The following is a 26,098-nucleotide window of genomic DNA, read 5'->3' on the forward strand; positions in this document are numbered from 1 at the left end:
TTCGCCAGGAAGCTCGGTCGATTTTGTTCGGGCCCCCGATGGAAGGATAGTTCTCGTCAGGGCTGACAAGAAACAGCCACTCACGCGTTTCGCCAAGCTGCGCGGACATGCTGGTGAAGGTCTGGGTACCGACGCCATCATGGCGCTGACCCGTGGTGACGAGTGACGCTTGTCGATACAAATGTCCTGCTTGATCTTGTGACGGACGACCCGGTTTGGGCCGACTGGTCGATTGAGCAGCTCGAACTGGCGAGCGTTTCGGGTCCGCTGTTCATCAATGACGTTGTCTACGCGGAACTGTCTGTTCGATATGAGCGGATAGAAGAACTTGATGCTTTTGTTGATCAGGCGGGGTTGAAGTTCAGCCCTTTCCCTCGCGCGGCGTTATTTCTGGCGGGAAAGGCCTTTACCAGATATCGCCGCGGTGGCGGTACCCGTAACGGTGTTTTGCCTGAGTTTTTTATAGGCGCCCACGCGGCAATACAAAACCTTCCCTTGTTGACGCGAGATGTGGCTCGTTACCGATCGTATTTTCCAACGGTCGCTCTGATCTCGCCTGAAGCGTAGGAATGCGCGAGCCTTAGCATTTGTGATTACTCACCGGTTTCAGGGGCGGTTTCGGCTCTGGTGCCGCCGGTCAGGCGAGCTGCAACGCTTTCAACCGGCAGGTTTGACAAGGCTGATTTCGGTTTTGCTGTCGAGGACGATATGCAGGTCCCGGATCATGCCGGCTGCCTGCAGCAGAGCGTTTCGGATCTCTTCATCGCTGCGCCACCCGCGTTCTATCGCGAGTGCGACGGTGTGGAGGTCAACGAGACTGTCACGGCCGGGGCCGGGTGGAATTCCGATTGTTTCGCGCATGTCGCGGATTGTTGTGACGGCCCGTTCGAGCATTCGCCGCTTCTGATAGTCATCGAGATGGTCGAGCTTGTTGGCGTCGCGTACGAGTTCGGCAATGAAACTGTTGGTCACGGTCATTGTATGAGGTTGCCGGATCGGCTGACGGGCGTCAATGGAAGTCCGGCAGCGCGGCCTTTGGACTGCGGTTTTGGGGCTTACTGTGATGCCGGTGCATCAGGGCGGAACGCGCGGTGAACAATATTATTCCGCGACATTGTGATACACTGTGTATAAATATCATCGGTTTATCTTAGATTTCTAATGTATAAAATTAATAATATTGTAGGTGCCGGTGTAGTAATTTATCTGGCAATGTAGATGAAACAATAGTCTCCTTGTACGAGGAAAAGACATTTGCTCCTGCTGGTTGAGATCCTAGATAAATTCCCGATCGGGATGATTTGGTGCGATCAAGTGAAAAACTTACCGATCGGGAAGCAATGCGTCGATTTTTTTTGAAAACTTCCTGTACGGTAAGACAAGAGATAGAGGTTCACGATGTTCAGGTCCGCACGCGATTTCGGCGATGCTATCAAGGAGAAACGTAAAGCTCTCGGCTGGACGCAAACTGTGCTTGCTGCCCGTTCCGGAACGGGTGAACGCTTCATCGTCGAGCTTTAATCGGGCAAGCCGAGTTGCCAGCTCGAAAAAGCCCTGATCGTCGCGCCCACCGTCGGCATTGAGATCGGCGATCTCAAGACGGTCCAGGCTGTGCCAGCCGCGCCGGACGATGACCTTGGCTTTTTGCCGATGTTTGGTGCTGATCGATGACAACCATCTACTACGAGACCTTGCCTGTCGCCCATCTGACTTTTGATGGCGAATGGACGTTGGACTATGATCCGGGCTGGTAAGCGCGCCGCACGGCCTTTCCGGTGTCGCTCACCATGCCGCTGCGCTCCGGGCCCGTGGGTACTGCCAAGCTGCTGCCCTGGCTTGCCAATCTGCTTCCAGAAACACATCTTGCCTAGATCGGACAACGCCTCAAGGTTTCTCCACAGGACATTGTCGGTGCTTGGTCATATCGGACGTGACACGGCGGGAGCGCTGTCGATCGGCGAACCGCGTAAAGCGGGTGTCAACCTCCAGCCCGTGCCGGATGAGCAGGCGCTGGAGCGTATTCTCGGTGAACTTCCTGCCAAACTTTTCTGGTCGGAGAGCGCGGTGTTTCCATGTCGCTTGCGGGCGTCCAGGAGAAACTGCCGGTGTTTGTCGACGGGCACGGCCATATTTCAGTTCCGGTTGATGGGACGCCATCAACGCATATTCTCAAGCCTGATACGAAACGCCTTGCGGGGAGCGTGGAGAACGAAGCCTTTTGCCTGTCGCTTGCGCGTGCCTGCGGTCTGGAGGCTGCCGAGGCGACGATCGGAGTAGCTGGCAAGCGACGTTATCTTCTCGTGAAACGCTATGATCGCTTTACCGACCCTCAAGGGGAGATCCGCAGGTTGCATCAGGAGGATCTTTGCCAGTTAACGGGACATTTCCCGTCGCAGAAATACGAGCGATCCTCGACCGGCCGCGGCGTGACCATGAAGATGATGTTTGACGCCGTCAGCGATCTTGTTTCTCCTGGCGAGCGGTTGAAACTTCTCGACGCGGTGATCTTGAATGTCCTGATCTGCAATTCAGATTCGCATGCGAAAAATTACTCGATCCTGATCGGTGCCGGTGGGTCCGCGAAGATGGCTCCTCTCTATGACCTTATGTGCGCAGCCGCTTATCGGCAGGTCGATCAAAGTCTGCCTCAGGGGATTTCTGGCCGGTTCCATGCGCCTGACCTGCGACGTGCCGATTGGCAGGCACTGGCTGATGACGTTGGACTGAGCGGTGCATCAACGTTGAAACGGGTGGAGGAGCTCGCACAACTGGTCAGCGTCGGATGCGATGCGGTGGCACAGGAGGTTTCTGGTTCGGCCAGCGATCCGACGAGGGTGTTCGAGCGGCTTACGCACAGCGTTCGAAAGCGGTGTCGAAGAATTCAGGATCGATTAGGTGGTCGATGAGCTGGAGCCCGACCCGAGCCCATTCACTCGTTTTCTGAGTGCATAGCTATATGGTCCGTCTACCGAAAAGTTCCTCTCTGGTCACGCATGAAAACGCCCGCCCTTCTTGGTCCTTCGCGTTGGCGCGTACGGACGACTTCTTTCAAGACGGTTTCGGAACCGCATGAACGACCGATTTGGAGGCGCGACGCCGCTGCTTCTCGTCCGGCCATCGCGGTAGTCGAGCGCGTTGGGCCCACGCGTCGAAGCAGGCATGGCCGTTGTGCAGAAAGCAGGCTTTGGTGATAAATCCTAACTCGACAAGATTGGGTAGGCGAATGCCTCGGACATCCGGCGACGCAGTCCTGTTCTACGGCCACTAGAGTGTCAGTTGCTCCAACCAGTCTGAAACCGGTCAAATCGGACTTCACAAATGGGATGTCCCGACGGGTCGAGTCTAATCGAGCGAAGCACGAGGTTCAGGTTGGGAGAGTAACCCTCAACGACATCACGACCCTCGCGCTTCCATGTTTGCGATTTGCTCCAACGCCTGTCGCGGGGAGGTTTGTCTTTTCGTCGACCGCTGGCCGATCACGTCGGCTCGCTCCCTCAGCCCGCGCCGTTCGGAAAAAGTACCGGTAGTCCAGCGTGGGATCCTAGAGCCTGGAGCGGCCGAGGCTGCCGTGATGACCGGAATTCGGGTTCTTTGCTTTCTCAAAGTTTGTTCCAGACGCTACTTGCCTAATCACCTGTCCGCCCGTTGACTTGTTCTCTTGTTCTCTTGTTCTCTTGTTCTCTTGTTCTCTTGTTCTCTTGTTCTCTTGTTCTCTTGTTCTCTTGTTCTCTTGTTCTCTTGTTCTCTTGTTCTCTTGTTCTCTTGTTCTCTTGTTCTCCTGTTTACCTATTCACCTGTTCTCCAGTCCACCTAATCTCCTGTTCTCCCACTCTTTTATTTTGCGCGGTCGCATGTCGAGCAATGCTTTGGGAGCAGCGGTTATCGGGACGGAAAGAGAGACCGTTCCACACGCTGCGGATGTATGCATGATGGCTCATCTTCATATGCTGAGAGGAGTCAGGACGGTCCCCCATTGATGTCGGGTTCGTACATAAGTTGGCGCCCGGTCCGGGCGGTATACCAATAGCCTATCCTGCCATATTAAACGGCGAACGCCATTCTGGTCGAAATGCGTGCGCATCAATGGTACGTTATGCCGCTACACGTCTGCAATCCTGGATGGGCCACTACATTCCAAAGTTGAACTGCAGGTGCGGGTAGTGTTCAGAGAAGGCAAACATCAGGGCAAGGCAATCTGGTAATTGTTTTCTGGATGGTAACAAAGTCGAAGGTCGACGGGGTGTCGGATTTTGTTCCGCCGTTTGATCTCCGTGAAAGGCTCGTCATAGCGCGCGGGTTGTGAGCTTATGTCAGTTCGATAAAACAGTCCCGGTAGTCTGACTTGGGAAGAGGCGGAACTTCAACCTTTCACTATTTGCTGAGCCTTACCCCGGGTACACCATACGGTATGGGATCTTCGCCGAGGAAAACGATCCCTCGCTCTTCGTAGTCGCGTTTGATCGCTTCGATGGTGACAGGTTGCGCACCTCGAGCGTCCGCTTCGTCTTGCTCTACACGACTGACGGTATTCGGTGTGACTTTAGCCAGCATAGCGACCTCCCGTACCCCTGGTTCTAAAATCGCTGTCGCCGCCCGTGCCTGAAAAGCGTTCATGCATCCACCGTGTTACGCCAGCGGATGTCCGGCACCGATGCAGATGGCCCTGACGGAATGACAAAGGACGGTCACCGACAAAGGGCAGGCGACCATTCCAGCCGCCGCACGGGAACTTCGCAGGATTGTGCGGGAGGGGTCTGCCGGTTTTGTTCGCGGTCTGGCGCGACGGTTCAGGCTGGCGAGGGCGTGCAGCAAACGGCAGCGTTCTGGCAGACTGCGCAGCCATGCTGGTGACGGCTTTGACACGGGGATCATGGCGATGACGCGTCGCTGACGAAGCAGGGCAAGTCTGGGAGCAAGGGGATAATCAACCGGCAGGTTTGACGAGGCTGATTTCGGTTTTGCTGGATCACGGCGGCTGCCTGCAGCAGTGCGTTCCGGATTCTTCATCGCCGCGCCATCCGCGTTCGATGGAGAGGGCAACGGTGTGGAGGTCAACGAGACTGTCACGGCCGGGGCCAGATGGCATACCGATTGTTTCCCGCATGTCGCGAATTGTCGTGACGGCCCGGTTCGAGCACGCGCCGCTTCTGCCAGCTGTCGAGGTGATCGAGCGTGTTGGAGTCGCGGACTAGTTCGGCAACGAAACTGTTCGTCGCGGTCATTGTGTGAGGTTGCCGGTTCGGCCGACGGGCGTCAATGGAGGACCCTGAAGGTGAGCTTTTGGCCCCAAAGTTGGCACCAGGATGTGACGCCGATGCATCACGGGCGTGGACCCGGCATGCTCGGGTAAGCTCCTCTATCTCGGATCTGGATGCCCTGAAAGGTGGCGAACAGGTCAGATCAGTCGTAGACGGGCTCTAACCAACTGAGGACGTTCAGTTACCGAGATCCCTGGTCGTCGAGTTCGACAAGCTGCCACTCATACCGCACCTCTCATGGCGGCATCGCTTGCCAGTTCGATTTTTCCATTCTCCTCGCCATCCCAGAACTCGAGCGTGCGTGCCGACACCTTGATCAGAACTATACGTGGTGTGTCGGCGCCCTGCGGAAACCACCTGTCCAGTCCACTCGTCCAATGGGCGTCGAACTCGGCCCTGTCTCTGATCAGGCTCGCCTGACCGTTTACAGAAACAAATATTCCAGGTTTACCAAGAATACCGGGTGGAGCAGTGAAAGTCAGTGTAACCGATGAGTCTTTGACTATCTCCTGGACTTTCTTCGTGTCTTCATAGGAGAAGAACCATGAGTCACCATCATATTCCACATCGCCATTGTTGCTCATTGGTCGACTATTGATCTGCCCGGCGGGATCGTGTGTGTTGAACATGCAGAAGTCGATCTTGCTGAGTTTTCTGGAGAGCTCGCTTATCTTCATTGGTCAATCCTTTTCTTGCATCACGAATTCAACCATTTTTGAGGTCTGAGGTTCCGCCGATCGCAGCGCATGACCTTGATACGTGAGAAATACGAGCTGTTCGCGAGCCACTGCTCGCCTTCGGGAAGCCAAAGCTTCCATATCTCGACCGTAAGCGGCAAGCTGACCCCACCTGGCGTCAGTGGCGCTAGCACAGCTATTGCGTAATGTATCCGCCAGCTGTGAGCTTCTATGTCTGCGCCTATCTCTGAAACTAAAAACTTTCATATGATCAAGGCCGTTCCGAAACGTTTCGAGGGCGCGCCTCGGCAGTTTCGGCGACGTTGGTCCGATGATTTCAAGGAGCGAGCGGTGGCTGAGGCGATTGAGCCTGGAGCGAGTGTCTCGGCGATGGCGCGTCGCATCGGTATATCACTGAAAAATCGGCCCGCTGCGGAGACATATTCTTCCCTCGTGCGCAGCGGCACAGTCGAACCTAAGAGGCAGGTCAGGGCTTTATTCGACTATTGGGCAGATCTGAATTTCGAGATCGCCTGAACAGCTGGCTGCGCAAGTTCGAGGTTAAGACCCCGGTAATCCCTGGCATGTGCGCTCGGTTCAACGGTTGACGCGGTTCGCGGTGTCAACGCATACGCTGCGCGCCGCAGCATTCTCTTTGGCGAAGATGCCCGGGACACATCGAGGTCGGTGACGGTGACGGGAATACCCCCATGCTGCGTGTGAAAGAGTCATTGGCCGCAGACGGAGACCCTATCCAGCGGGGTTCTGACCTGCGTGCCCTGGACGATTGAAGTGCGACGACGGCGGGCCGGTGGGGAAATGATAGCGAGAACTGAACGTGAAGACCGCGAAATTCTCGCCTAACTCGCTTACTTACCGGCGCGGCATGATGAGCTCGATGCCGAAGGTGAGCGGATACTGCGAACGTAGTGCTCCGCATTTCGGGTCCTATATCGGCGTAGCCTTAAAACACAACGTGAGCGTGGACTCCACAAAGAACGATTACCGCTGCCGTGACAAGCGGCTGAGGTATTACGAGTTTCCTGAGTTATTGAATTTGAAGTCTTGATAGAACGGGGCAAGGCGGCGCCAGACTCGTTTCCGCGCCGTCATCTTCGCTCCTGTCATTGGATGCAGTGGCGAGCCGGACTAGATGTCCGCCGTCGCGCAGCATGAGCGTCAGCCTGCGTATATTGGCCCATTTCAGTGGGTCATTCACGGCGGATTTTCAATTAATTAACCCATTATAATGGGTGTTTTAGACCATTCTTGCCGCCCGCGGAGATTTCACAGCGGTTTCAGCGTGACAAGCGCTGCTCATCATCAATCAGGATCAACTGATGTGGGACGGTGTCTCCCCACGTCCAAAGGACGACGTTGAGGTCGATATCAGTCGCCCCCGGAGCAAAGCTCCTGACGATCAAACCGCAAAAGCCCTCGTTTTTCAGAGACCGGGCAAGACGTTGTGTGGGGGCTTCACCGAACACATTCATGTCGTCTCGCCAAGTCGGGGTGCTGAGAGTTTGAGCGTCAATACCATGATCATGAAGCAGGGCGCCATCGCGAGTATCAAACAGCGGTGTGATGGCCGCATCGTAGGAGACGAGAGTTGTGGGCTGTAAGCTGCCTGCCTGATTTGCTTCCTTCAATGCCGTGATGACTGTCACTGACGTGTAGAGTGCAGGCATGCCTTTTGAATTGAATCTGCCGCCATAAAGCTCGGCACCTCGTCCGGAGAGCGGCTCACGGGCGTAAACCGGATTAAGGGCTCGGTAGAGCTTGCCCTGGTACTTCATCAAGGGTCAGGCATGTACGCCAGCGTCGATCGCGTCGATGTATTCGAGTACTTCGTGAGCGCGCCCGTCTCGAACAAGCTGCATTGCTGTGTGGCCAGAAAAGCCTGAGAGAGGCTCTGAACGATACCAGGCATATGCCATGAGCGCAGAACCGAAACGGGCCTCAACCTTGTTGATGACTTCGATCATTTCGCGCAGTCGCCGTTGGGTTTTGTCCGACTTGATGCGTTCTTTGCGCTGTACCGCATCTTTGCCCAACCCGGCACTGCGCGCGATATCGTCGCTTGTTGTATGGAGAACGTCGGCGATTTTTCCCGGCGCGAACAGCCCGTTGTCAGCATATTGTGCGAGAGCCATGCTCGCCTCCTCAAATTTGCCAAAGATACTGACGCAATATAGCGTCAAAATTACAGGCATTCAAGATGTCCCTTATCTCTGCAAGCCGCTATGTCTCCACACTGGATGCTGTCGCCGTTCTGGACCAGTCGTGCAGGGCCGTATTCTTGCCGTTGTGACGCGGAATGTTCGGGATTTCGATGGCGCCGGCGCGATCGTTGTCGATCCGTGGCAAGGGTGATTGTTCAGACGTCGATTGCCGAAATGCCGGCAATCGGTTTCCGGTAGTGATTGGCGCAGTCCGGTTACCGTTACCTATGCGGCGCCGAATGTTTTGTTGTTGCAGTTGCTGTTGTTTGAGCGTCCGCGCACTCGGAACGGATCTTTCTTTGGTGCTGGCTGGCCGTATTGAAACGAAAGACGCGACCTGTAAACCGATGGGTGGAAAACAACCCCGATGCTTGAGGCGGAGGCGGAATTTGAACGCCTGTTTCCAGGTCGGCCACCACAGAATATGATCATGTCCCAGGGCGTGGTGTAGCTTAGACGACCACGGCTTATCCCAAAGGGCCGGATGAGTGTCAGCTTGCTGCTGGCAGGCTGATGAGTGGATCATCGCTCATCGTGGCGATGGTTTCCAGTGTCATGTAGCGAGATCGTTGAACGGCCCACTCGTCATTCTGCTCGAGCAGCAATGCTCCGACCAACCTGATGATGGCATCGTCGTTGGGGAAAATGCCGACGACTTCAGTGCGTCGCTTGATCTCGCCGTTAAGGCGTTCGATTGGATTTGTGCTGTGAAGCTTTGCCCAGTGCTGCTTGGGAAAGGTCATGTATGCGAGCACATCCTGTTCGGCACTATCCATCAGCGTGGCGAGTTTCGGCACCTTCGGCCTGATCTGGTCTGCTACATTGCGCCATTGGGTGCTTGCCGCGTCCGGCGTGTCCTGAGCGAAAACCGTGGCGATGAAGGCGGAGACGACCCGCCGTCCGCTCTTACCCGCATGAGCCAGCGCATTGCGCATGAAGTGGACTCTGCAGCGCTGCCAAGTGGCAGAGCACCTTCGATACTGCGGCTTTGATGCCCTCATGCGCATCGGAAACGGCGAGCTTGACGCCACGCAGACCCCGCCTGGTCAGCTTTCGAAGAAACTCGGTCCAGATCGCCTCGGCCTCGGAAGTACCAATCTCCATGCCAAGCACCTCGCGCCGACCATCAGTGTTGACGCCCACGGCGATGATGACCGCGACAGAGACGATACGACCGCCACGACGAACCTTCAGGTAGGTGGTATCGATCCAGAGGTATGGCCACTCGCCCTCGATGGGACGGTCGAGGAAGACCTTCACCTTCTCGTCGATCTCTTCGCACAGGCGGGACACCTGGCTCTTGGAGATGCCCGACATACCCATCGCCTTGACGAGGTCGTCGACGGATCGGGTCGAAACGCCCCGGATGTAAGCCTCCTGGATGACCGCCGTCAGCGCCTTCTCGGCCATCCGGCGTGGTTCAAGAAAGCTCGGGAAGTAGCTGCCTGTGCAAAGCTTGGGAATGCGCAGCTCGACTGTGCCAGCCCGTGTTTCCCAATCTTGGTCGCGATAGCCGTTGCGCTGGGCAAGTCGGAAGCCGTTCTTCTCGCCATAGCCCGCGCCGGTCTTCGTTCCGACCTCCAGCGCCATCAGCTTCTCGGCAGCAAAGCCGATCATCTCGCGCAGCAAATCGGCATCAGCACTCTTCTCAACAAGCGAGCGCAGGTTCATCATGTCGTCGGTCATCGGTGGTGTCCCTCAGGTTGGCTCTAAGCAACCCGACCCTAGCGGAAAACGCCGGTGACCACCCTGTCAGCTAAACCACGCGGCGGGACACGATCCAGAATATCGATGATGTCATCGATCGTCCCCTCAAGCAGCGGGTGCGCCGGAGATAACAGGTCAATCCAGCATTGAGTGTTTAATCTGAAGCTGAGTGTAACCGGAGGAGACCTGGTATGCTTGCTTGGGGTAGGGAACAGAGGGCTTGCAGCACGGTGCGAGGCAAAGACAGGTTAGTTTGACATTTTGGTTATTAAGTCAGTTTGATTGAGTTTATGATGTTTTTCGTAAACTTGAATCAGGTTTGAATATGCATTATTATACTCAGTATGGCTGAGCAACGCACGTCACTTTTAAACCGACTTGAACGAGATCTTCCCGAGGGACTGGTCGTAGATGCCGCATGGCTTGAGGAGCGCGGCATAGCCAGCAATCTGCGCGCTTATTATGTCAAGAACGATTGGTTGGAACAGCCAGTGCGCAGCGTCTATAGAAAACCGCGCGGCGAACTGAACTGGCAGCAGGTGGTCATATCGCTCCAGACTCTGCTTTCGAGAATGCCGCTTTACGTTGGCGGCCGCACTGCGCTGGAGCTACAGGGCTATGCGCATTACCTCTCTTATGAGATGAAGACCGTCCACCTTTACGGTGTTGAAAAGCCACCTGCCTGGCTGGGCAAGCTGAACCTTTCCCAGCGCTTTGTTTATCACAACAGCGCGACCTTGTTCCCCAACGATCCGACCAGCCAAGGGCCAGGCGGCCTTGCATGTCATACCGTCGATGGACAAGGAAGTGGCCTGACCACTGTTGCGTGGGGGCATTGGGACTGGCCGCTGATGCTTTCACGGCCCGAACGGGCCTATCTCGAAATGCTCGACGAACTGCCGCGCCACGAGAGTTTTCATCAGGCCGACATGATCATGCAAAATGCTGCAAATTTCAGTCCAAGGCGGCTGCAAAAACTGCTGAAGGATTGCAACAGCGTGAAGGTCAAGCGGCTTTTCTTCTTCTTTGCGGATCGCCACAGCCATGCCTGGCTCAAGCGTCTGGATAAGACGGCAATCGATATGGGCAAGGGTAAACGTATGCTTGTCCCTGGCGGCAAGCTTGATCCGGCCTATCTCATCACCGTACCAGAGGACCTCGATGCCGTTTCGTGACCAGTACCAAGCCCAGGTCCGGCTGCTGATGCGCCTCATTCCCATCGTTGCCCGTGAGACATGCTTTGCTCTAAAGGGCGGTACGGCGATCAATCTGTTTGTGCGAGACCTGCCGCGTCTCTCCGTTGATATCGACCTGATGTATTTGCCCATGCACGAAAGGTCTGAGGCGCTGGTGGAAATCGACGCTGCCATGAAACGCATCAAGACTTCCGCATTGGCAGATCTGCGCGGCGCACGCGTCACCGAAAATGTGCATGATGGCGCTGTCTTGCGGCTTCTTGTGATGGCAGAGGGAACGCAGGTGAAGATCGAAGTCTCACCCGTCCTGCGGGGTGTCGTTCACGAACCGTTCATCGCCCCCGTCACCGAAGCCGTTGAAGAGGTGTTCGGCTTTGCGGAAACCAATGTCGTTTCATTCGAAGACCTTTTTGCGGGCAAGCTTGTTGCCGCGCTGGACCGCCAACATCCGCGCGACCTTTTCGATGTGCGGGGTTTGCTTACCCATGAGGGCCTGAGCGATGAACTTCGCGAAGCGTTCATTATTTATCTGCTTAGCCACAATCGCCCGATGGGTGAAGTGCTGTCGGGCCGCGTCAAAGACCTTGCGAATGAATACCGCAACGGCTTTGAGGGCATGACCGAGGAGGTCATTGCCATAGAAGAACTTATCAAGACGCAGCATGAAATGATAAAGACACTGATCGGAGGAATGCCTGATCATCACCGTGCATTTTTGATCGGCTTTGAGCTCGGTGAACCGGACTGGTCACTATTGAGGATCAGCCATGTCGCGGAACTTCCGGCGATCCGCTGGCGGCAGCGCAATCTGGATAAACTCAATCCCGACCAACGATCCGACCTGGTTGAATTGCTGCGGGCCTCCCTTGAAAGGCGCACAAAGTGATAGGTGCTTTGCGGTATGGTCCCGGATCAGGGCTGCCGCTCTGAGGTCGAAATTCGCGTGGATCACGTCGTAGGGTACGTGAACCTTTCCGTCTTCGGTTTGTTCGAAGATACCCCAGTCGGACAACGCGGACACGTCCTCGTGCACACGCTTGACGTCACGTTCGACGGATCGGGCAAGTCCGCGTATGCTGGATGGGCCGATCTTCTGGAGATGTTCAATCAACTCCCACCTTTTGGGTGTGATGACAGAAAAAAGCTGTGCGGGCGACGAGAAGGTGAAGACTGCCACGGGGTCTGAGGGATTACCTGAGCGCATGGCGCTGGTTGCCCTGTCGAAAGCCTCATCGAGTGAAGCTTCGCTGTCTGCTCTGATTTGAATCAAGGCTTCTCTCATGGTTTCTGCCTCCTCGTGATTATCTCCTTCCGAAAATCGGACAGGAGGGCATGGGTCGTTGTGAACATGTAGGGATGCTCTTCGCCGTCAAGATGACGATGATCGCCTTTGCCGCGTTTGTTGTCGAACCCGACGAAACGCCTGCCGTCCTTGCCATAAAACAGTCGATACTTGAACAGGTGGGGGCTACCGGGTTCGGGCACCTTCCACACAACGATCTCGACATTTGCGCCGTCTGGCAAAACAGTTTTCGAACGTTGGACAGGGATCGTGGCAATCATGCTTGTAGGGTATTTGCGCTTGGAATATTTTACTAATATATATCCAGCAAATACATATATTATTATTTTTATACTTTGATAGAGGAATAAAGTACCACTTATAGACTTGAGTGAACGATTGATCACGGCGCGCCATTGACTTTAGGCATGGAAGGTCATTTTTAAACATATAATTTATGCTGCAGTGATGCGAAAACATATAAAATATTACAGGCGAACCATTGCCGACAGAGGGAGGGGGTTTAATTGGCGGATTTTTGCTTGTTTTGCGGACAGGCAATTCGAGCCGCTTGTAACTGGATGATTTTATATAGGTTTTTATATGGAATGTGGATTATTTATTGGTGGAACGAGAAGGAATCTGATTGTGAAGCGGACTGAAAAGGCGATGAAAATTGATGGCGATCGATCATAATAACAATATCATGATATTGTTATTATGATCGATCGCCATCAATTTTCATCGCCTTTTCAGTCCGCTTCACAATCAGATTCCTTCTCGTTCCACCAATAAATAATCCACATTCCATATAAAAACCTATATAAAATCATCCAGTTACAAGCGGCTCGAATTGCCTGTCCGCAAAACAAGCAAAAATCCGCCAATTAAACCCCCTCCCTCTGTCGGCAATGGTTCGCCTGTAATATTTTATATGTTTTCGCATCACTGCAGCATAAATTATATGTTTAAAAATGACCTTCCATGCCTAAAGTCAATGGCGCGCCGTGATCAATCGTTCACTCAAGTCTATAAGTGGTACTTTATTCCTCTATCAAAGTATAAAAATAATAATATATGTATTTGCTGGATATATATTAGTAAAATATTCCAAGCGCAAATACCCTACAAGCATGATTGCCACGATCCCTGTCCAACGTTCGAAAACTGTTTTGCCAGACGGCGCAAATGTCGAGATCGTTGTGTGGAAGGTGCCCGAACCCGGTAGCCCCCACCTGTTCAAGTATCGACTGTTTTATGGCAAGGACGGCAGGCGTTTCGTCGGGTTCGACAACAAACGCGGCAAAGGCGATCATCGTCATCTTGACGGCGAAGAGCATCCCTACATGTTCACAACGACCCATGCCCTCCTGTCCGATTTTCGGAAGGAGATAATCACGAGGAGGCAGAAACCATGAGAGAAGCCTTGATTCAAATCAGAGCAGACAGCGAAGCTTCACTCGATGAGGCTTTCGACAGGGCAACCAGCGCCATGCGCTCAGGTAATCCCTCAGACCCCGTGGCAGTCTTCACCTTCTCGTCGCCCGCACAGCTTTTTTCTGTCATCACACCCAAAAGGTGGGAGTTGATTGAACATCTCCAGAAGATCGGCCCATCCAGCATACGCGGACTTGCCCGATCCGTCGAACGTGACGTCAAGCGTGTGCACGAGGACGTGTCCGCGTTGTCCGACTGGGGTATCTTCGAACAAACCGAAGACGGAAAGGTTCACGTACCCTACGACGTGATCCACGCGAATTTCGACCTCAGAGCGGCAGCCCTGATCCGGGACCATACCGCAAAGCACCTATCACTTTGTGCGCCTTTCAAGGGAGGCCCGCAGCAATTCAACCAGGTCGGATCGTTGGTCGGGATTGAGTTTATCCAGATTGCGCTGCCGCCAGCGGATCGCCGGAAGTTCCGCGACATGGCTGATCCTCAATAGTGACCAGTCCGGTTCACCGAGCTCAAAGCCGATCAAAAATGCACGGTGATGATCAGGCATTCCTCCGATCAGTGTCTTTATCATTTCATGCTGCGTCTTGATAAGTTCTTCTATGGCAATGACCTCCTCGGTCATGCCCTCAAAGCCGTTGCGGTATTCATTCGCAAGGTCTTTGACGCGGCCCGACAGCACTTCACCCATCGGGCGATTGTGGCTAAGCAGATAAATAATGAACGCTTCGCGAAGTTCATCGCTCAGGCCCTCATGGGTAAGCAAACCCCGCACATCGAAAAGGTCGCGCGGATGTTGGCGGTCCAGCGCGGCAACAAGCTTGCCCGCAAAAAGGTCTTCGAATGAAACGACATTGGTTTCCGCAAAGCCGAACACCTCTTCAACGGCTTCGGTGACGGGGGCGATGAACGGTTCGTGAACGACACCCCGCAGGACGGGTGAGACTTCGATCTTCACCTGCGTTCCCTCTGCCATCACAAGAAGCCGCAAGACAGCGCCATCATGCACATTTTCGGTGACGCGTGCGCCGCGCAGATCTGCCAATGCGGAAGTCTTGATGCGTTTCATGGCAGCGTCGATTTCCACCAGCGCCTCAGACCTTTCGTGCATGGGCAAATACATCAGGTCGATATCAACGGAGAGACGCGGCAGGTCTCGCACAAACAGATTGATCGCCGTACCGCCCTTTAGAGCAAAGCATGTCTCACGGGCAACGATGGGAATGAGGCGCATCAGCAGCCGGACCTGGGCTTGGTACTGGTCACGAAACGGCATCGAGGTCCTCTGGTACGGTGATGAGATAGGCCGGATCAAGCTTGCCGCCAGGGACAAGCATACGTTTACCCTTGCCCATATCGATTGCCGTCTTATCCAGACGCTTGAGCCAGGCATGGCTGTGGCGATCCGCAAAGAAGAAGAAAAGCCGCTTGACCTTCACGCTGTTGCAATCCTTCAGCAGTTTTTGCAGCCGCCTTGGACTGAAATTTGCAGCATTTTGCATGATCATGTCGGCCTGATGAAAACTCTCGTGGCGCGGCAGTTCGTCGAGCATTTCGAGATAGGCCCGTTCGGGCCGTGAAAGCATCAGCGGCCAGTCCCAATGCCCCCACGCAACAGTGGTCAGGCCACTTCCTTGTCCATCGACGGTATGACATGCAAGGCCGCCTGGCCCTTGGCTGGTCGGATCGTTGGGGAACAAGGTCGCGCTGTTGTGATAAACAAAGCGCTGGGAAAGGTTCAGCTTGCCCAGCCAGGCAGGTGGCTTTTCAACACCGTAAAGGTGGACGGTCTTCATCTCATAAGAGAGGTAATGCGCATAGCCCTGTAGCTCCAGCGCAGTGCGGCCGCCAACGTAAAGCGGCATTCTCGAAAGCAGAGTCTGGAGCGATATGACCACCTGCTGCCAGTTCAGTTCGCCGCGCGGTTTTCTATAGACGCTGCGCACTGGCTGTTCCAACCAATCGTTCTTGACATAATAAGCGCGCAGATTGCTGGCTATGCCGCGCTCCTCAAGCCATGCGGCATCTACGACCAGTCCCTCGGGAAGATCTCGTTCAAGTCGGTTTAAAAGTGACGTGCGTTGCTCAGCCATACTGAGTATAATAATGCATATTCAAACCTGATTCAAGTTTACGAAAAACATCATAAACTCAATCAAACTGACTTAATAACCAAAATGTCAAACTAACCTGTCTTTGCCTCGCACCGTGCTGCAAGCCCTCTGTTCCCTACCCCAAGCAAGCATACCAGGTCTCCTCCGGTTACACTCAGCTTCAGATTAAACACTCAATGCTGGATTGACCTGTTATCTCCGGCGCACCCGCTGCTTGAGGGGACGATCGATGACATCATCGATATTCTGGATCGTGTCCCGCCGCGTGGTTTAGCTGACAGGGTGGTCACCGGCGTTTTCCGCTAGGGTCGGGTTGCTTAGAGCCAACCTGAGGGACACCACCGATGACCGACGACATGATGAACCTGCGCTCGCTTGTTGAGAAGAGTGCTGATGCCGATTTGCTGCGCGAGATGATCGGCTTTGCTGCCGAGAAGCTGATGGCGCTGGAGGTCGGAACGAAGACCGGCGCGGGCTATGGCGAGAAGAACGGCTTCCGACTTGCCCAGCGCAACGGCTATCGCGACCAAGATTGGGAAACACGGGCTGGCACAGTCGAGCTGCGCATTCCCAAGCTTTGCACAGGCAGCTACTTCCCGAGCTTTCTTGAACCACGCCGGATGGCCGAGAAGGCGCTGACGGCGGTCATCCAGGAGGCTTACATCCGGGGCGTTTCGACCCGATCCGTCGACGACCTCGTCAAGGCGATGGGTATGTCGGGCATCTCCAAGAGCCAGGTGTCCCGCCTGTGCGAAGAGATCGACGAGAAGGTGAAGGTCTTCCTCGACCGTCCCATCGAGGGCGAGTGGCCATACCTCTGGATCGATACCACCTACCTGAAGGTTCGTCGTGGCGGTCGTATCGTCTCTGTCGCGGTCATCATCGCCGTGGGCGTCAACACTGATGGTCGGCGCGAGGTGCTTGGCATGGAGATTGGTACTTCCGAGGCCGAGGCGATCTGGACCGAGTTTCTTCGAAAGCTGACCAGGCGGGGTCTGCGTGGCGTCAAGCTCGCCGTTTCCGATGCGCATGAGGGCATCAAAGCCGCAGTATCGAAGGTGCTCTGCCACTTGGCAGCGCTGCAGAGTCCACTTCATGCGCAATGCGCTGGCTCATGCGGGTAAGAGCGGACGGCGGGTCGTCTCCGCCTTCATCGCCACGGTTTTCGCTCAGGACACGCCGGACGCGGCAAGCACCCAATGGCGCAATGTAGCAGACCAGATCAGGCCGAAGGTGCCGAAACTCGCCACGCTGATGGATAGTGCCGAACAGGATGTGCTCGCATACATGACCTTTCCCAAGCAGCACTGGGCAAAGCTTCACAGCACAAATCCAATCGAACGCCTTAACGGCGAGATCAAGCGACGCACTGAAGTCGTCGGCATTTTCCCCAACGACGATGCCATCATCAGGTTGGTCGGAGCATTGCTGCTCGAGCAGAATGACGAGTGGGCCGTTCAACGATCTCGCTACATGACACTGGAAACCATCGCCACGATGAGCGATGATCCACTCATCAGCCTGCCAGCAGCAAGCTGACACTCATCCGGCCCTTTGGGATAAGCCGTGGTCGTCTAAGCTACACCACGCCCTGGGACATGATCATATTCTGTGGTGGCCGACCTGGAAACAGGCGTTCAAATTCCGCCTCCGCCTCAAGCATCGGGGTTGTTTTCCACCCATCGGTTTACAGGTCGCGTCTTTCGTTTCAATACGGCCAGCCAGCACCAAAGAAAGATCCGTTCCGAGTGCGCGGACGCTCAAACAACAGCAACTGCAACAACAAAACATTCGGCGCCGCATAGGTAACGGTAACCGGACTGCGCCAATCACTACCGGAAACCGATTGCCGGCATTTCGGCAATCGACGTCTGAACAATCACCCTTGCCACGGATCGACAACGATCGCGCCGGCGCCATCGAAATCCCGAACATTCCGCGTCACAACGGCAAGAATACGGCCCTGCACGACTGGTCCAGAACGGCGACAGCATCCAGTGTGGAGACATAGCGGCTTGCAGAGATAAGGGACATCTTGAATGCCTGTAATTTTGACGCTATATTGCGTCAGTATCTTTGGCAAATTTGAGGAGGCGAGCATGGCTCTCGCACAATATGCTGACAACGGGCTGTTCGCGCCGGGAAAAATCGCCGACGTTCTCCATACAACAAGCGACGATATCGCGCGCAGTGCCGGGTTGGGCAAAGATGCGGTACAGCGCAAAGAACGCATCAAGTCGGACAAAACCCAACGGCGACTGCGCGAAATGATCGAAGTCATCAACAAGGTTGAGGCCCGTTTCGGTTCTGCGCTCATGGCATATGCCTGGTATCGTTCAGAGCCTCTCTCAGGCTTTTCTGGCCACACAGCAATGCAGCTTGTTCGAGACGGGCGCGCTCACGAAGTACTCGAATACATCGACGCGATCGACGCTGGCGTACATGCCTGACCCTTGATGAAGTACCAGGGCAAGCTCTACCGAGCCCTTAATCCGGTTTACGCCCGTGAGCCGCTCTCCGGACGAGGTGCCGAGCTTTATGGCGGCAGATTCAATTCAAAAGGCATGCCTGCACTCTACACGTCAGTGACAGTCATCACGGCATTGAAGGAAGCAAATCAGGCAGGCAGCTTACAGCCCACAACTCTCGTCTCCTACGATGCGGCCATCACACCGCTGTTTGATACTCGCGATGGCGCCCTGCTTCATGATCATGGTATTGACGCTCAAACTCTCAGCACCCCGACTTGGCGAGACGACATGAATGTGTTCGGTGAAGCCCCCACACAACGTCTTGCCCGGTCTCTGAAAAACGAGGGCTTTTGCGGTTTGATCGTCAGGAGCTTTGCTCCGGGGGCGACTGATATCGACCTCAACGTCGTCCTTTGGACGTGGGGAGACACCGTCCCACATCAGTTGATCCTGATTGATGATGAGCAGCGCTTGTCACGCTGAAACCGCTGTGAAATCTCCGCGGGCGGCAAGAATGGTCTAAAACACCCATTATAATGGGTTAATTAATTGAAAATCCGCCGTGAATGACCCACTGAAATGGGCCAATATACGCAGGCTGACGCTCATGCTGCGCGACGGCGGACATCTAGTCCGGCTCGCCACTGCATCCAATGACAGGAGCGAAGATGACGGCGCGGAAACGAGTCTGGCGCCGCCTTGCCCCGTTCTATCAAGACTTCAAATTCAATAACTCAGGAAACTCGTAATACCTCAGCCGCTTGTCACGGCAGCGGTAATCGTTCTTTGTGGAGTCCACGCTCACGTTGTGTTTTAAGGCTACGCCGATATAGGACCCGAAATGCGGAGCACTACGTTCGCAGTATCCGCTCACCTTCGGCATCGAGCTCATCATGCCGCGCCGGTAAGTAAGCGAGTTAGGCGAGAATTTCGCGGTCTTCACGTTCAGTTCTCGCTATCATTTCCCCACCGGCCCGCCGTCGTCGCACTTCAATCGTCCAGGGCACGCAGGTCAGAACCCCGCTGGATAGGGTCTCCGTCTGCGGCCAATGACTCTTTCACACGCAGCATGGGGGTATTCCCGTCACCGTCACCGACCTCGATGTGTCCCGGGCATCTTCGCCAAAGAGAATGCTGCGGCGCGCAGCGTATGCGTTGACACCGCGAACCGCGTCAACCGTTGAACCGAGCGCACATGCCAGGGATTACCGGGGTCTTAACCTCGAACTTGCGCAGCCAGCTGTTCAGGCGATCTCGAAATTCAGATCTGCCCAATAGTCGAATAAAGCCCTGACCTGCCTCTTAGGTTCGACTGTGCCGCTGCGCACGAGGGAAGAATATGTCTCCGCAGCGGGCCGATTTTTCAGTGATATACCGATGCGACGCGCCATCGCCGAGACACTCGCTCCAGGCTCAATCGCCTCAGCCACCGCTCGCTCCTTGAAATCATCGGACCAACGTCGCCGAAACTGCCGAGGCGCGCCCTCGAAACGTTTCGGAACGGCCTTGATCATATGAAAGTTTTTAGTTTCAGAGATAGGCGCAGACATAGAAGCTCACAGCTGGCGGATACATTACGCAATAGCTGTGCTAGCGCCACTGACGCCAGGTGGGGTCAGCTTGCCGCTTACGGTCGAGATATGGAAGCTTTGGCTTCCCGAAGGCGAGCAGTGGCTCGCGAACAGCTCGTATTTCTCACGTATCAAGGTCATGCGCTGCGATCGGCGGAACCTCAGACCTCAAAAATGGTTGAATTCGTGATGCAAGAAAAGGATTGACCAATGAAGATAAGCGAGCTCTCCAGAAAACTCAGCAAGATCGACTTCTGCATGTTCAACACACACGATCCCGCCGGGCAGATCAATAGTCGACCAATGAGCAACAATGGCGATGTGGAATATGATGGTGACTCATGGTTCTTCTCCTATGAAGACACGAAGAAAGTCCAGGAGATAGTCAAAGACTCATCGGTTACACTGACTTTCACTGCTCCACCCGGTATTCTTGGTAAACCTGGAATATTTGTTTCTGTAAACGGTCAGGCGAGCCTGATCAGAGACAGGGCCGAGTTCGACGCCCATTGGACGAGTGGACTGGACAGGTGGTTTCCGCAGGGCGCCGACACACCACGTATAGTTCTGATCAAGGTGTCGGCACGCACGCTCGAGTTCTGGGATGGCGAGGAGAATGGAAAAATCGAACTGGCAAGCGATGCCGCCATGAGAGGTGCGGTATGAGTGGCAGCTTGTCGAACTCGACGACCAGGGATCTCGGTAACTGAACGTCCTCAGTTGGTTAGAGCCCGTCTACGACTGATCTGACCTGTTCGCCACCTTTCAGGGCATCCAGATCCGAGATAGAGGAGCTTACCCGAGCATGCCGGGTCCACGCCCGTGATGCATCGGCGTCACATCCTGGTGCCAACTTTGGGGCCAAAAGCTCACCTTCAGGGTCCTCCATTGACGCCCGTCGGCCGAACCGGCAACCTCACACAATGACCGCGACGAACAGTTTCGTTGCCGAACTAGTCCGCGACTCCAACACGCTCGATCACCTCGACAGCTGGCAGAAGCGGCGCGTGCTCGAACCGGGCCGTCACGACAATTCGCGACATGCGGGAAACAATCGGTATGCCATCTGGCCCCGGCCGTGACAGTCTCGTTGACCTCCACACCGTTGCCCTCTCCATCGAACGCGGATGGCGCGGCGATGAAGAATCCGGAACGCACTGCTGCAGGCAGCCGCCGTGATCCAGCAAAACCGAAATCAGCCTCGTCAAACCTGCCGGTTGATTATCCCCTTGCTCCCAGACTTGCCCTGCTTCGTCAGCGACGCGTCATCGCCATGATCCCCGTGTCAAAGCCGTCACCAGCATGGCTGCGCAGTCTGCCAGAACGCTGCCGTTTGCTGCACGCCCTCGCCAGCCTGAACCGTCGCGCCAGACCGCGAACAAAACCGGCAGACCCCTCCCGCACAATCCTGCGAAGTTCCCGTGCGGCGGCTGGAATGGTCGCCTGCCCTTTGTCGGTGACCGTCCTTTGTCATTCCGTCAGGGCCATCTGCATCGGTGCCGGACATCCGCTGGCGTAACACGGTGGATGCATGAACGCTTTTCAGGCACGGGCGGCGACAGCGATTTTAGAACCAGGGGTACGGGAGGTCGCTATGCTGGCTAAAGTCACACCGAATACCGTCAGTCGTGTAGAGCAAGACGAAGCGGACGCTCGAGGTGCGCAACCTGTCACCATCGAAGCGATCAAACGCGACTACGAAGAGCGAGGGATCGTTTTCCTCGGCGAAGATCCCATACCGTATGGTGTACCCGGGGTAAGGCTCAGCAAATAGTGAAAGGTTGAAGTTCCGCCTCTTCCCAAGTCAGACTACCGGGACTGTTTTATCGAACTGACATAAGCTCACAACCCGCGCGCTATGACGAGCCTTTCACGGAGATCAAACGGCGGAACAAAATCCGACACCCCGTCGACCTTCGACTTTGTTACCATCCAGAAAACAATTACCAGATTGCCTTGCCCTGATGTTTGCCTTCTCTGAACACTACCCGCACCTGCAGTTCAACTTTGGAATGTAGTGGCCCATCCAGGATTGCAGACGTGTAGCGGCATAACGTACCATTGATGCGCACGCATTTCGACCAGAATGGCGTTCGCCGTTTAATATGGCAGGATAGGCTATTGGTATACCGCCCGGACCGGGCGCCAACTTATGTACGAACCCGACATCAATGGGGGACCGTCCTGACTCCTCTCAGCATATGAAGATGAGCCATCATGCATACATCCGCAGCGTGTGGAACGGTCTCTCTTTCCGTCCCGATAACCGCTGCTCCCAAAGCATTGCTCGACATGCGACCGCGCAAAATAAAAGAGTGGGAGAACAGGAGATTAGGTGGACTGGAGAACAGGTGAATAGGTAAACAGGAGAACAAGAGAACAAGAGAACAAGAGAACAAGAGAACAAGAGAACAAGAGAACAAGAGAACAAGAGAACAAGAGAACAAGAGAACAAGAGAACAAGAGAACAAGAGAACAAGAGAACAAGAGAACAAGTCAACGGGCGGACAGGTGATTAGGCAAGTAGCGTCTGGAACAAACTTTGAGAAAGCAAAGAACCCGAATTCCGGTCATCACGGCAGCCTCGGCCGCTCCAGGCTCTAGGATCCCACGCTGGACTACCGGTACTTTTTCCGAACGGCGCGGGCTGAGGGAGCGAGCCGACGTGATCGGCCAGCGGTCGACGAAAAGACAAACCTCCCCGCGACAGGCGTTGGAGCAAATCGCAAACATGGAAGCGCGAGGGTCGTGATGTCGTTGAGGGTTACTCTCCCAACCTGAACCTCGTGCTTCGCTCGATTAGACTCGACCCGTCGGGACATCCCATTTGTGAAGTCCGATTTGACCGGTTTCAGACTGGTTGGAGCAACTGACACTCTAGTGGCCGTAGAACAGGACTGCGTCGCCGGATGTCCGAGGCATTCGCCTACCCAATCTTGTCGAGTTAGGATTTATCACCAAAGCCTGCTTTCTGCACAACGGCCATGCCTGCTTCGACGCGTGGGCCCAACGCGCTCGACTACCGCGATGGCCGGACGAGAAGCAGCGGCGTCGCGCCTCCAAATCGGTCGTTCATGCGGTTCCGAAACCGTCTTGAAAGAAGTCGTCCGTACGCGCCAACGCGAAGGACCAAGAAGGGCGGGCGTTTTCATGCGTGACCAGAGAGGAACTTTTCGGTAGACGGACCATATAGCTATGCACTCAGAAAACGAGTGAATGGGCTCGGGTCGGGCTCCAGCTCATCGACCACCTAATCGATCCTGAATTCTTCGACACCGCTTTCGAACGCTGTGCGTAAGCCGCTCGAACACCCTCGTCGGATCGCTGGCCGAACCAGAAACCTCCTGTGCCACCGCATCGCATCCGACGCTGACCAGTTGTGCGAGCTCCTCCACCCGTTTCAACGTTGATGCACCGCTCAGTCCAACGTCATCAGCCAGTGCCTGCCAATCGGCACGTCGCAGGTCAGGCGCATGGAACCGGCCAGAAATCCCCTGAGGCAGACTTTGATCGACCTGCCGATAAGCGGCTGCGCACATAAGGTCATAGAGAGGAGCCATCTTCGCGGACCCACCGGCACCGATCAGGATCGAGTAATTTTTCGCATGCGAATCTGAATTGCAGATCAGGACATTCAAGATCACCGCGTCGAGAAGTTTCAACCGCTCGCCAGGAGAAACAAGATCGCTGACGGCGTCAAACATCATCTTCATGGTCACGCCGCGGCCGGTCGAGGATCGCTCGTATTTCTGCGACGGGAAATGTCCCGTTAACTGGCAAAGATCCTCCTGATGCAACCTGCGGATCTCCCCTTGAGGGTCGGTAAAGCGATCATAGCGTTTCACGAGAAGATAACGTCGCTTGCCAGCTACTCCGATCGTCGCCTCGGCAGCCTCCAGACCGCAGGCACGCGCAAGCGACAGGCAAAAGGCTTCGTTCTCCACGCTCCCCGCAAGGCGTTTCGTATCAGGCTTGAGAATATGCGTTGATGGCGTCCCATCAACCGGAACTGAAATATGGCCGTGCCCGTCGACAAACACCGGCAGTTTCTCCTGGACGCCCGCAAGCGACATGGAAACACCGCGCTCTCCGACCAGAAAAGTTTGGCAGGAAGTTCACCGAGAATACGCTCCAGCGCCTGCTCATCCGGCACGGGCTGGAGGTTGACACCCGCTTTACGCGGTTCGCCGATCGACAGCGCTCCCGCCGTGTCACGTCCGATATGACCAAGCACCGACAATGTCCTGTGGAGAAACCTTGAGGCGTTGTCCGATCTAGGCAAGATGTGTTTCTGGAAGCAGATTGGCAAGCCAGGGCAGCAGCTTGGCAGTACCCACGGGCCCGGAGCGCAGCGGCATGGTGAGCGACACCGGAAAGGCCGTGCGGCGCGCTTACCAGCCCGGATCATAGTCCAACGTCCATTCGCCATCAAAAGTCAGATGGGCGACAGGCAAGGTCTCGTAGTAGATGGTTGTCATCGATCAGCACCAAACATCGGCAAAAAGCCAAGGTCATCGTCCGGCGCGGCTGGCACAGCCTGGACCGTCTTGAGATCGCCGATCTCAATGCCGACGGTGGGCGCGACGATCAGGGCTTTTTCGAGCTGGCAACTCGGCTTGCCCGATTAAAGCTCGACGATGAAGCGTTCACCCGTTCCGGAACGGGCAGCAAGCACAGTTTGCGTCCAGCCGAGAGCTTTACGTTTCTCCTTGATAGCATCGCCGAAATCGCGTGCGGACCTGAACATCGTGAACCTCTATCTCTTGTCTTACCGTACAGGAAGTTTTCAAAAAAAATCGACGCATTGCTTCCCGATCGGTAAGTTTTTCACTTGATCGCACCAAATCATCCCGATCGGGAATTTATCTAGGATCTCAACCAGCAGGAGCAAATGTCTTTTCCTCGTACAAGGAGACTATTGTTTCATCTACATTGCCAGATAAATTACTACACCGGCACCTACAATATTATTAATTTTATACATTAGAAATCTAAGATAAACCGATGATATTTATACACAGTGTATCACAATGTCGCGGAATAATATTGTTCACCGCGCGTTCCGCCCTGATGCACCGGCATCACAGTAAGCCCCAAAACCGCAGTCCAAAGGCCGCGCTGCCGGACTTCCATTGACGCCCGTCAGCCGATCCGGCAACCTCATACAATGACCGTGACCAACAGTTTCATTGCCGAACTCGTACGCGACGCCAACAAGCTCGACCATCTCGATGACTATCAGAAGCGGCGAATGCTCGAACGGGCCGTCACAACAATCCGCGACATGCGCGAAACAATCGGAATTCCACCCGGCCCCGGCCGTGACAGTCTCGTTGACCTCCACACCGTCGCACTCGCGATAGAACGCGGGTGGCGCAGCGATGAAGAGATCCGAAACGCTCTGCTGCAGGCAGCCGGCATGATCCGGGACCTGCATATCGTCCTCGACAGCAAAACCGAAATCAGCCTTGTCAAACCTGCCGGTTGAAAGCGTTGCAGCTCGCCTGACCGGCGGCACCAGAGCCGAAACCGCCCCTGAAACCGGTGAGTAATCACAAATGCTAAGGCTCGCGCATTCCTACGCTTCAGGCGAGATCAGAGCGACCGTTGGAAAATACGATCGGTAACGAGCCACATCTCGCGTCAACAAGGGAAGGTTTTGTATTGCCGCGTGGGCGCCGATAAAAAAGTCAGGCAAAACACCGTTACGGGTACCGCCACCGCGGCGATATCTGGTAAAGGCCTTTCCCGCCAGAAATAACGCCGCGCGAGGGAAAGGGCTGAACTTCAGCCCAGCCTGATCAACAAAAGCATCAAGTTCTTCTATCCGCTCATATCGAACAGATAGTTCCGCGTAGACAACGTCATTGATGAACAGCGGACCCGAGACGCTCGCCAACTCGAGCTGCTCAATCGACCAGTCGGCCCAAACCGGGTCGTCCGTCACAAGATCAAGCAGGACATTTGTATCGACAAGCGTCACTTGTCACCACGGGTCAGCGCCAGGATGGCGTCGGTACCCAGCCCCTCACCAGCATGTCCGCGCAGCCTGGCGAAACGCGTGAGTGGCTGTTTCTTGTCAGCCCTGACGAGAACTATCCTTCCATCGGGGGCCCGAACAAAATCGACCGAGCTTCCTGGCGAA

26 protein-coding genes and 6 pseudogenes are annotated in these 26,098 nt (G+C 55.1%); 16 read left to right on the forward strand and 16 right to left on the reverse strand.

Annotated elements, in window-relative coordinates; genetic code table 11:
- A partial coding sequence (locus tag BLU28_RS26740; protein WP_092651456.1) for an AbrB/MazE/SpoVT family DNA-binding domain-containing protein occupies window positions 1–166 on the forward strand: 166 nt, incomplete at its 5' end.
- Entirely contained in the window at window positions 163–567 is a 405-nt protein-coding gene (locus tag BLU28_RS25725; RefSeq protein WP_092651459.1) for a type II toxin-antitoxin system VapC family toxin, read from the forward strand. The genes BLU28_RS26740 and BLU28_RS25725, both read left to right, overlap by 4 nt.
- Window positions 568–657: 90 nt before the next feature.
- Here the strand turns inward: BLU28_RS25725 and BLU28_RS25720 are convergent, their stop codons facing one another.
- A complete protein-coding gene (locus tag BLU28_RS25720) occupies window positions 658–978 on the reverse strand; it encodes a hypothetical protein (RefSeq protein WP_077987504.1) in 321 nt (106 codons plus the stop codon).
- A gap of 420 nt (window positions 979–1,398) precedes the next feature.
- Between BLU28_RS25720 and BLU28_RS26735 the strand changes: the two are divergent.
- From BLU28_RS26735 to BLU28_RS25705, 3 genes and pseudogenes are all read left to right on the forward strand, one after another.
- Window positions 1,399–1,671 (forward strand): annotated as a pseudogene (locus tag BLU28_RS26735) (helix-turn-helix domain-containing protein).
- Between the two features lie 104 nt (window positions 1,672–1,775).
- On the forward strand, window positions 1,776–1,871 hold the full coding sequence (locus BLU28_RS26730; protein WP_092651462.1) for a HipA N-terminal domain-containing protein: 96 nt from the start codon (window positions 1,776–1,778) through the stop codon (window positions 1,869–1,871).
- Between the two features lie 201 nt (window positions 1,872–2,072).
- Window positions 2,073–2,906, forward strand: coding sequence for a HipA domain-containing protein (locus tag BLU28_RS25705; RefSeq protein ID WP_092651465.1), 834 nt, complete (start codon window positions 2,073–2,075; stop codon window positions 2,904–2,906).
- Window positions 2,907–5,063: 2,157 nt separating this feature from the next.
- On the opposite strand, the gene BLU28_RS26725 is transcribed toward BLU28_RS25705, so the two are convergent.
- Together BLU28_RS26725 and BLU28_RS25690 are read right to left on the reverse strand one after the other, a co-directional pair.
- Window positions 5,064–5,222 carry a hypothetical protein gene (locus tag BLU28_RS26725; RefSeq protein WP_223217003.1) on the reverse strand — a complete coding sequence of 53 codons (159 nt, stop codon included), beginning with the start codon at window positions 5,220–5,222 and terminating at the stop codon, window positions 5,064–5,066.
- Between the two features lie 257 nt (window positions 5,223–5,479).
- Window positions 5,480–5,935, reverse strand: coding sequence for a pyridoxamine 5'-phosphate oxidase family protein (locus BLU28_RS25690; protein WP_006700623.1), 456 nt, complete (start codon window positions 5,933–5,935; stop codon window positions 5,480–5,482).
- A gap of 267 nt (window positions 5,936–6,202) precedes the next feature.
- On the opposite strand from BLU28_RS25690, the gene BLU28_RS26805 reads away from it, so the two are divergent.
- Window positions 6,203–6,472 (forward strand): transposase, encoded by a 270-nt coding sequence (locus BLU28_RS26805; RefSeq protein WP_223217004.1) that lies wholly within the window; start codon window positions 6,203–6,205, stop codon window positions 6,470–6,472.
- A gap of 761 nt (window positions 6,473–7,233) precedes the next feature.
- Here BLU28_RS26805 and BLU28_RS25675 read toward each other — a convergent pair.
- From BLU28_RS25675 to BLU28_RS25665, 3 genes and pseudogenes are all read right to left on the reverse strand, one after another.
- Window positions 7,234–7,731, reverse strand: a complete 498-nt coding sequence (locus BLU28_RS25675; protein ID WP_077985961.1) for an RES family NAD+ phosphorylase — start codon at window positions 7,729–7,731, stop codon at window positions 7,234–7,236.
- A 6-nt stretch (window positions 7,732–7,737) separates the two neighbouring features.
- The gene (locus BLU28_RS25670; protein WP_022563984.1) at window positions 7,738–8,088 is read right to left on the reverse strand and encodes an MbcA/ParS/Xre antitoxin family protein; all 351 of its coding nucleotides are present in this window, start codon (window positions 8,086–8,088) and stop codon (window positions 7,738–7,740) included.
- Window positions 8,089–8,648: 560 nt separating this feature from the next.
- Window positions 8,649–9,843: pseudogene (locus BLU28_RS25665) on the reverse strand (IS256 family transposase).
- Window positions 9,844–10,208: 365 nt separating this feature from the next.
- On the opposite strand from BLU28_RS25665, the gene BLU28_RS25660 reads away from it, so the two are divergent.
- On the forward strand, window positions 10,209–11,039 hold the full coding sequence (locus BLU28_RS25660) for a type IV toxin-antitoxin system AbiEi family antitoxin domain-containing protein (RefSeq protein ID WP_077985962.1): 831 nt from the start codon (window positions 10,209–10,211) through the stop codon (window positions 11,037–11,039).
- The gene (locus tag BLU28_RS25655) at window positions 11,026–11,946 is read left to right on the forward strand and encodes a nucleotidyl transferase AbiEii/AbiGii toxin family protein (RefSeq protein ID WP_077985963.1); all 921 of its coding nucleotides are present in this window, start codon (window positions 11,026–11,028) and stop codon (window positions 11,944–11,946) included. The genes BLU28_RS25660 and BLU28_RS25655 overlap by 14 nt, the downstream gene beginning before the upstream one ends.
- Before the next feature lie 72 nt (window positions 11,947–12,018).
- Here BLU28_RS25655 and BLU28_RS26940 read toward each other — a convergent pair.
- Both BLU28_RS26940 and BLU28_RS25645 read right to left on the reverse strand, forming a co-directional pair.
- Window positions 12,019–12,342: pseudogene (locus BLU28_RS26940) on the reverse strand (HVO_A0114 family putative DNA-binding protein); the annotation flags it as partial.
- Entirely contained in the window at window positions 12,339–12,623 is a 285-nt protein-coding gene (locus BLU28_RS25645) for a toxin-antitoxin system TumE family protein (RefSeq protein WP_077985964.1), read from the reverse strand. The pseudogene BLU28_RS26940 and the gene BLU28_RS25645, both read right to left, overlap by 4 nt.
- An 852-nt stretch (window positions 12,624–13,475) precedes the next feature.
- Here BLU28_RS25645 and BLU28_RS25640 point away from each other — a divergent pair.
- The gene (locus BLU28_RS25640; protein WP_077985964.1) at window positions 13,476–13,760 is read left to right on the forward strand and encodes a toxin-antitoxin system TumE family protein; all 285 of its coding nucleotides are present in this window, start codon (window positions 13,476–13,478) and stop codon (window positions 13,758–13,760) included.
- Between the two features lie 74 nt (window positions 13,761–13,834).
- Window positions 13,835–14,080: pseudogene (locus BLU28_RS26945) on the forward strand (HVO_A0114 family putative DNA-binding protein); the annotation flags it as partial.
- Between the two features lie 72 nt (window positions 14,081–14,152).
- Here BLU28_RS26945 and BLU28_RS25630 read toward each other — a convergent pair.
- Together BLU28_RS25630 and BLU28_RS25625 are read right to left on the reverse strand one after the other, a co-directional pair.
- Window positions 14,153–15,073 (reverse strand): nucleotidyl transferase AbiEii/AbiGii toxin family protein, encoded by a 921-nt coding sequence (locus BLU28_RS25630; protein ID WP_077985963.1) that lies wholly within the window; start codon window positions 15,071–15,073, stop codon window positions 14,153–14,155.
- Window positions 15,060–15,890, reverse strand: a complete 831-nt coding sequence (locus tag BLU28_RS25625) for a type IV toxin-antitoxin system AbiEi family antitoxin domain-containing protein (RefSeq protein WP_077985962.1) — start codon at window positions 15,888–15,890, stop codon at window positions 15,060–15,062. The genes BLU28_RS25630 and BLU28_RS25625 overlap by 14 nt, the downstream gene beginning before the upstream one ends.
- 365 nt (window positions 15,891–16,255) lie before the next feature.
- Between BLU28_RS25625 and BLU28_RS25620 the strand changes: the two are divergent.
- The 3 genes and pseudogenes from BLU28_RS25620 (at window position 16,256) to BLU28_RS25610 (ending at window position 18,865) form a co-directional block, all read left to right on the forward strand.
- Window positions 16,256–17,450, forward strand: a pseudogene (locus tag BLU28_RS25620) (IS256 family transposase).
- Window positions 17,451–18,010: 560 nt separating this feature from the next.
- Entirely contained in the window at window positions 18,011–18,361 is a 351-nt protein-coding gene (locus tag BLU28_RS25615) for an MbcA/ParS/Xre antitoxin family protein (protein ID WP_022563984.1), read from the forward strand.
- Between the two features lie 6 nt (window positions 18,362–18,367).
- Window positions 18,368–18,865: an RES family NAD+ phosphorylase gene (locus BLU28_RS25610; protein WP_077985961.1), complete on the forward strand. Its 498-nt coding sequence runs from the start codon at window positions 18,368–18,370 to the stop codon at window positions 18,863–18,865.
- A gap of 761 nt (window positions 18,866–19,626) precedes the next feature.
- Here BLU28_RS25610 and BLU28_RS25600 read toward each other — a convergent pair.
- Window positions 19,627–19,932, reverse strand: coding sequence for a transposase (locus BLU28_RS25600; protein WP_092651468.1), 306 nt, complete (start codon window positions 19,930–19,932; stop codon window positions 19,627–19,629).
- 231 nt (window positions 19,933–20,163) lie between these two features.
- On the opposite strand from BLU28_RS25600, the gene BLU28_RS25595 reads away from it, so the two are divergent.
- Together BLU28_RS25595 and BLU28_RS26720 are read left to right on the forward strand one after the other, a co-directional pair.
- A complete protein-coding gene (locus tag BLU28_RS25595; protein WP_006700623.1) occupies window positions 20,164–20,619 on the forward strand; it encodes a pyridoxamine 5'-phosphate oxidase family protein in 456 nt (151 codons plus the stop codon).
- A 257-nt stretch (window positions 20,620–20,876) separates the two neighbouring features.
- On the forward strand, window positions 20,877–21,035 hold the full coding sequence (locus BLU28_RS26720) for a hypothetical protein (RefSeq protein ID WP_223217003.1): 159 nt from the start codon (window positions 20,877–20,879) through the stop codon (window positions 21,033–21,035).
- 2,157 nt (window positions 21,036–23,192) lie between these two features.
- On the opposite strand, the gene BLU28_RS25580 is transcribed toward BLU28_RS26720, so the two are convergent.
- The 3 genes and pseudogenes from BLU28_RS25580 to BLU28_RS26710 form a co-directional block, all read right to left on the reverse strand.
- A complete protein-coding gene (locus tag BLU28_RS25580) occupies window positions 23,193–24,026 on the reverse strand; it encodes a HipA domain-containing protein (RefSeq protein ID WP_092651465.1) in 834 nt (277 codons plus the stop codon).
- Between the two features lie 201 nt (window positions 24,027–24,227).
- Window positions 24,228–24,323 (reverse strand): HipA N-terminal domain-containing protein, encoded by a 96-nt coding sequence (locus BLU28_RS26715; protein WP_092651462.1) that lies wholly within the window; start codon window positions 24,321–24,323, stop codon window positions 24,228–24,230.
- A gap of 104 nt (window positions 24,324–24,427) precedes the next feature.
- Window positions 24,428–24,700: pseudogene (locus tag BLU28_RS26710) on the reverse strand (helix-turn-helix domain-containing protein).
- 420 nt (window positions 24,701–25,120) lie between these two features.
- On the opposite strand from BLU28_RS26710, the gene BLU28_RS25565 reads away from it, so the two are divergent.
- Window positions 25,121–25,441, forward strand: a complete 321-nt coding sequence (locus tag BLU28_RS25565; protein WP_077987504.1) for a hypothetical protein — start codon at window positions 25,121–25,123, stop codon at window positions 25,439–25,441.
- Between the two features lie 90 nt (window positions 25,442–25,531).
- On the opposite strand, the gene BLU28_RS25560 is transcribed toward BLU28_RS25565, so the two are convergent.
- Together BLU28_RS25560 and BLU28_RS26705 are read right to left on the reverse strand one after the other, a co-directional pair.
- Complete coding sequence (locus BLU28_RS25560; protein ID WP_022563972.1) at window positions 25,532–25,936, reverse strand: type II toxin-antitoxin system VapC family toxin; 405 nt, start codon at window positions 25,934–25,936, stop codon at window positions 25,532–25,534.
- Window positions 25,933–26,098, reverse strand: a 166-nt coding sequence (locus BLU28_RS26705) for an AbrB family transcriptional regulator (RefSeq protein ID WP_092651474.1), incomplete at its 5' end; no start/stop codon positions are given. The genes BLU28_RS26705 and BLU28_RS25560, both read right to left, overlap by 4 nt.

The organism is Agrobacterium pusense (assembly GCF_900102105.1).
In the GTDB taxonomy this organism is placed as follows: domain Bacteria; phylum Pseudomonadota; class Alphaproteobacteria; order Rhizobiales; family Rhizobiaceae; genus Agrobacterium; species Agrobacterium pusense.

What these genes read in the sequence shown, in the direction of transcription:
- BLU28_RS25720 (WP_077987504.1), bottom strand. Translation starts at nt 978, where the DNA reads ATGACCGTGACCAACAGTTTCATTGCCGAACTCGTACGCGACGCCAAC.
- BLU28_RS25705 (WP_092651465.1), top strand. Translation starts at nt 2,073, where the DNA reads ATGTCGCTTGCGGGCGTCCAGGAGAAACTGCCGGTGTTTGTCGACGGG.
- BLU28_RS26725 (WP_223217003.1), bottom strand. Translation starts at nt 5,222, where the DNA reads ATGACCGCGACGAACAGTTTCGTTGCCGAACTAGTCCGCGACTCCAAC.
- BLU28_RS25690 (WP_006700623.1), bottom strand. Translation starts at nt 5,935, where the DNA reads ATGAAGATAAGCGAGCTCTCCAGAAAACTCAGCAAGATCGACTTCTGC.
- BLU28_RS26805 (WP_223217004.1), top strand. Translation starts at nt 6,203, where the DNA reads ATGATCAAGGCCGTTCCGAAACGTTTCGAGGGCGCGCCTCGGCAGTTT.
- BLU28_RS25675 (WP_077985961.1), bottom strand. Translation starts at nt 7,731, where the DNA reads ATGAAGTACCAGGGCAAGCTCTACCGAGCCCTTAATCCGGTTTACGCC.
- BLU28_RS25670 (WP_022563984.1), bottom strand. Translation starts at nt 8,088, where the DNA reads ATGGCTCTCGCACAATATGCTGACAACGGGCTGTTCGCGCCGGGAAAA.
- BLU28_RS25660 (WP_077985962.1), top strand. Translation starts at nt 10,209, where the DNA reads ATGGCTGAGCAACGCACGTCACTTTTAAACCGACTTGAACGAGATCTT.
- BLU28_RS25655 (WP_077985963.1), top strand. Translation starts at nt 11,026, where the DNA reads ATGCCGTTTCGTGACCAGTACCAAGCCCAGGTCCGGCTGCTGATGCGC.
- BLU28_RS25645 (WP_077985964.1), bottom strand. Translation starts at nt 12,623, where the DNA reads ATGATTGCCACGATCCCTGTCCAACGTTCGAAAACTGTTTTGCCAGAC.
- BLU28_RS25640 (WP_077985964.1), top strand. Translation starts at nt 13,476, where the DNA reads ATGATTGCCACGATCCCTGTCCAACGTTCGAAAACTGTTTTGCCAGAC.
- BLU28_RS25630 (WP_077985963.1), bottom strand. Translation starts at nt 15,073, where the DNA reads ATGCCGTTTCGTGACCAGTACCAAGCCCAGGTCCGGCTGCTGATGCGC.
- BLU28_RS25625 (WP_077985962.1), bottom strand. Translation starts at nt 15,890, where the DNA reads ATGGCTGAGCAACGCACGTCACTTTTAAACCGACTTGAACGAGATCTT.
- BLU28_RS25615 (WP_022563984.1), top strand. Translation starts at nt 18,011, where the DNA reads ATGGCTCTCGCACAATATGCTGACAACGGGCTGTTCGCGCCGGGAAAA.
- BLU28_RS25610 (WP_077985961.1), top strand. Translation starts at nt 18,368, where the DNA reads ATGAAGTACCAGGGCAAGCTCTACCGAGCCCTTAATCCGGTTTACGCC.
- BLU28_RS25600 (WP_092651468.1), bottom strand. Translation starts at nt 19,932, where the DNA reads ATGTCTGCGCCTATCTCTGAAACTAAAAACTTTCATATGATCAAGGCC.
- BLU28_RS25595 (WP_006700623.1), top strand. Translation starts at nt 20,164, where the DNA reads ATGAAGATAAGCGAGCTCTCCAGAAAACTCAGCAAGATCGACTTCTGC.
- BLU28_RS26720 (WP_223217003.1), top strand. Translation starts at nt 20,877, where the DNA reads ATGACCGCGACGAACAGTTTCGTTGCCGAACTAGTCCGCGACTCCAAC.
- BLU28_RS25580 (WP_092651465.1), bottom strand. Translation starts at nt 24,026, where the DNA reads ATGTCGCTTGCGGGCGTCCAGGAGAAACTGCCGGTGTTTGTCGACGGG.
- BLU28_RS25565 (WP_077987504.1), top strand. Translation starts at nt 25,121, where the DNA reads ATGACCGTGACCAACAGTTTCATTGCCGAACTCGTACGCGACGCCAAC.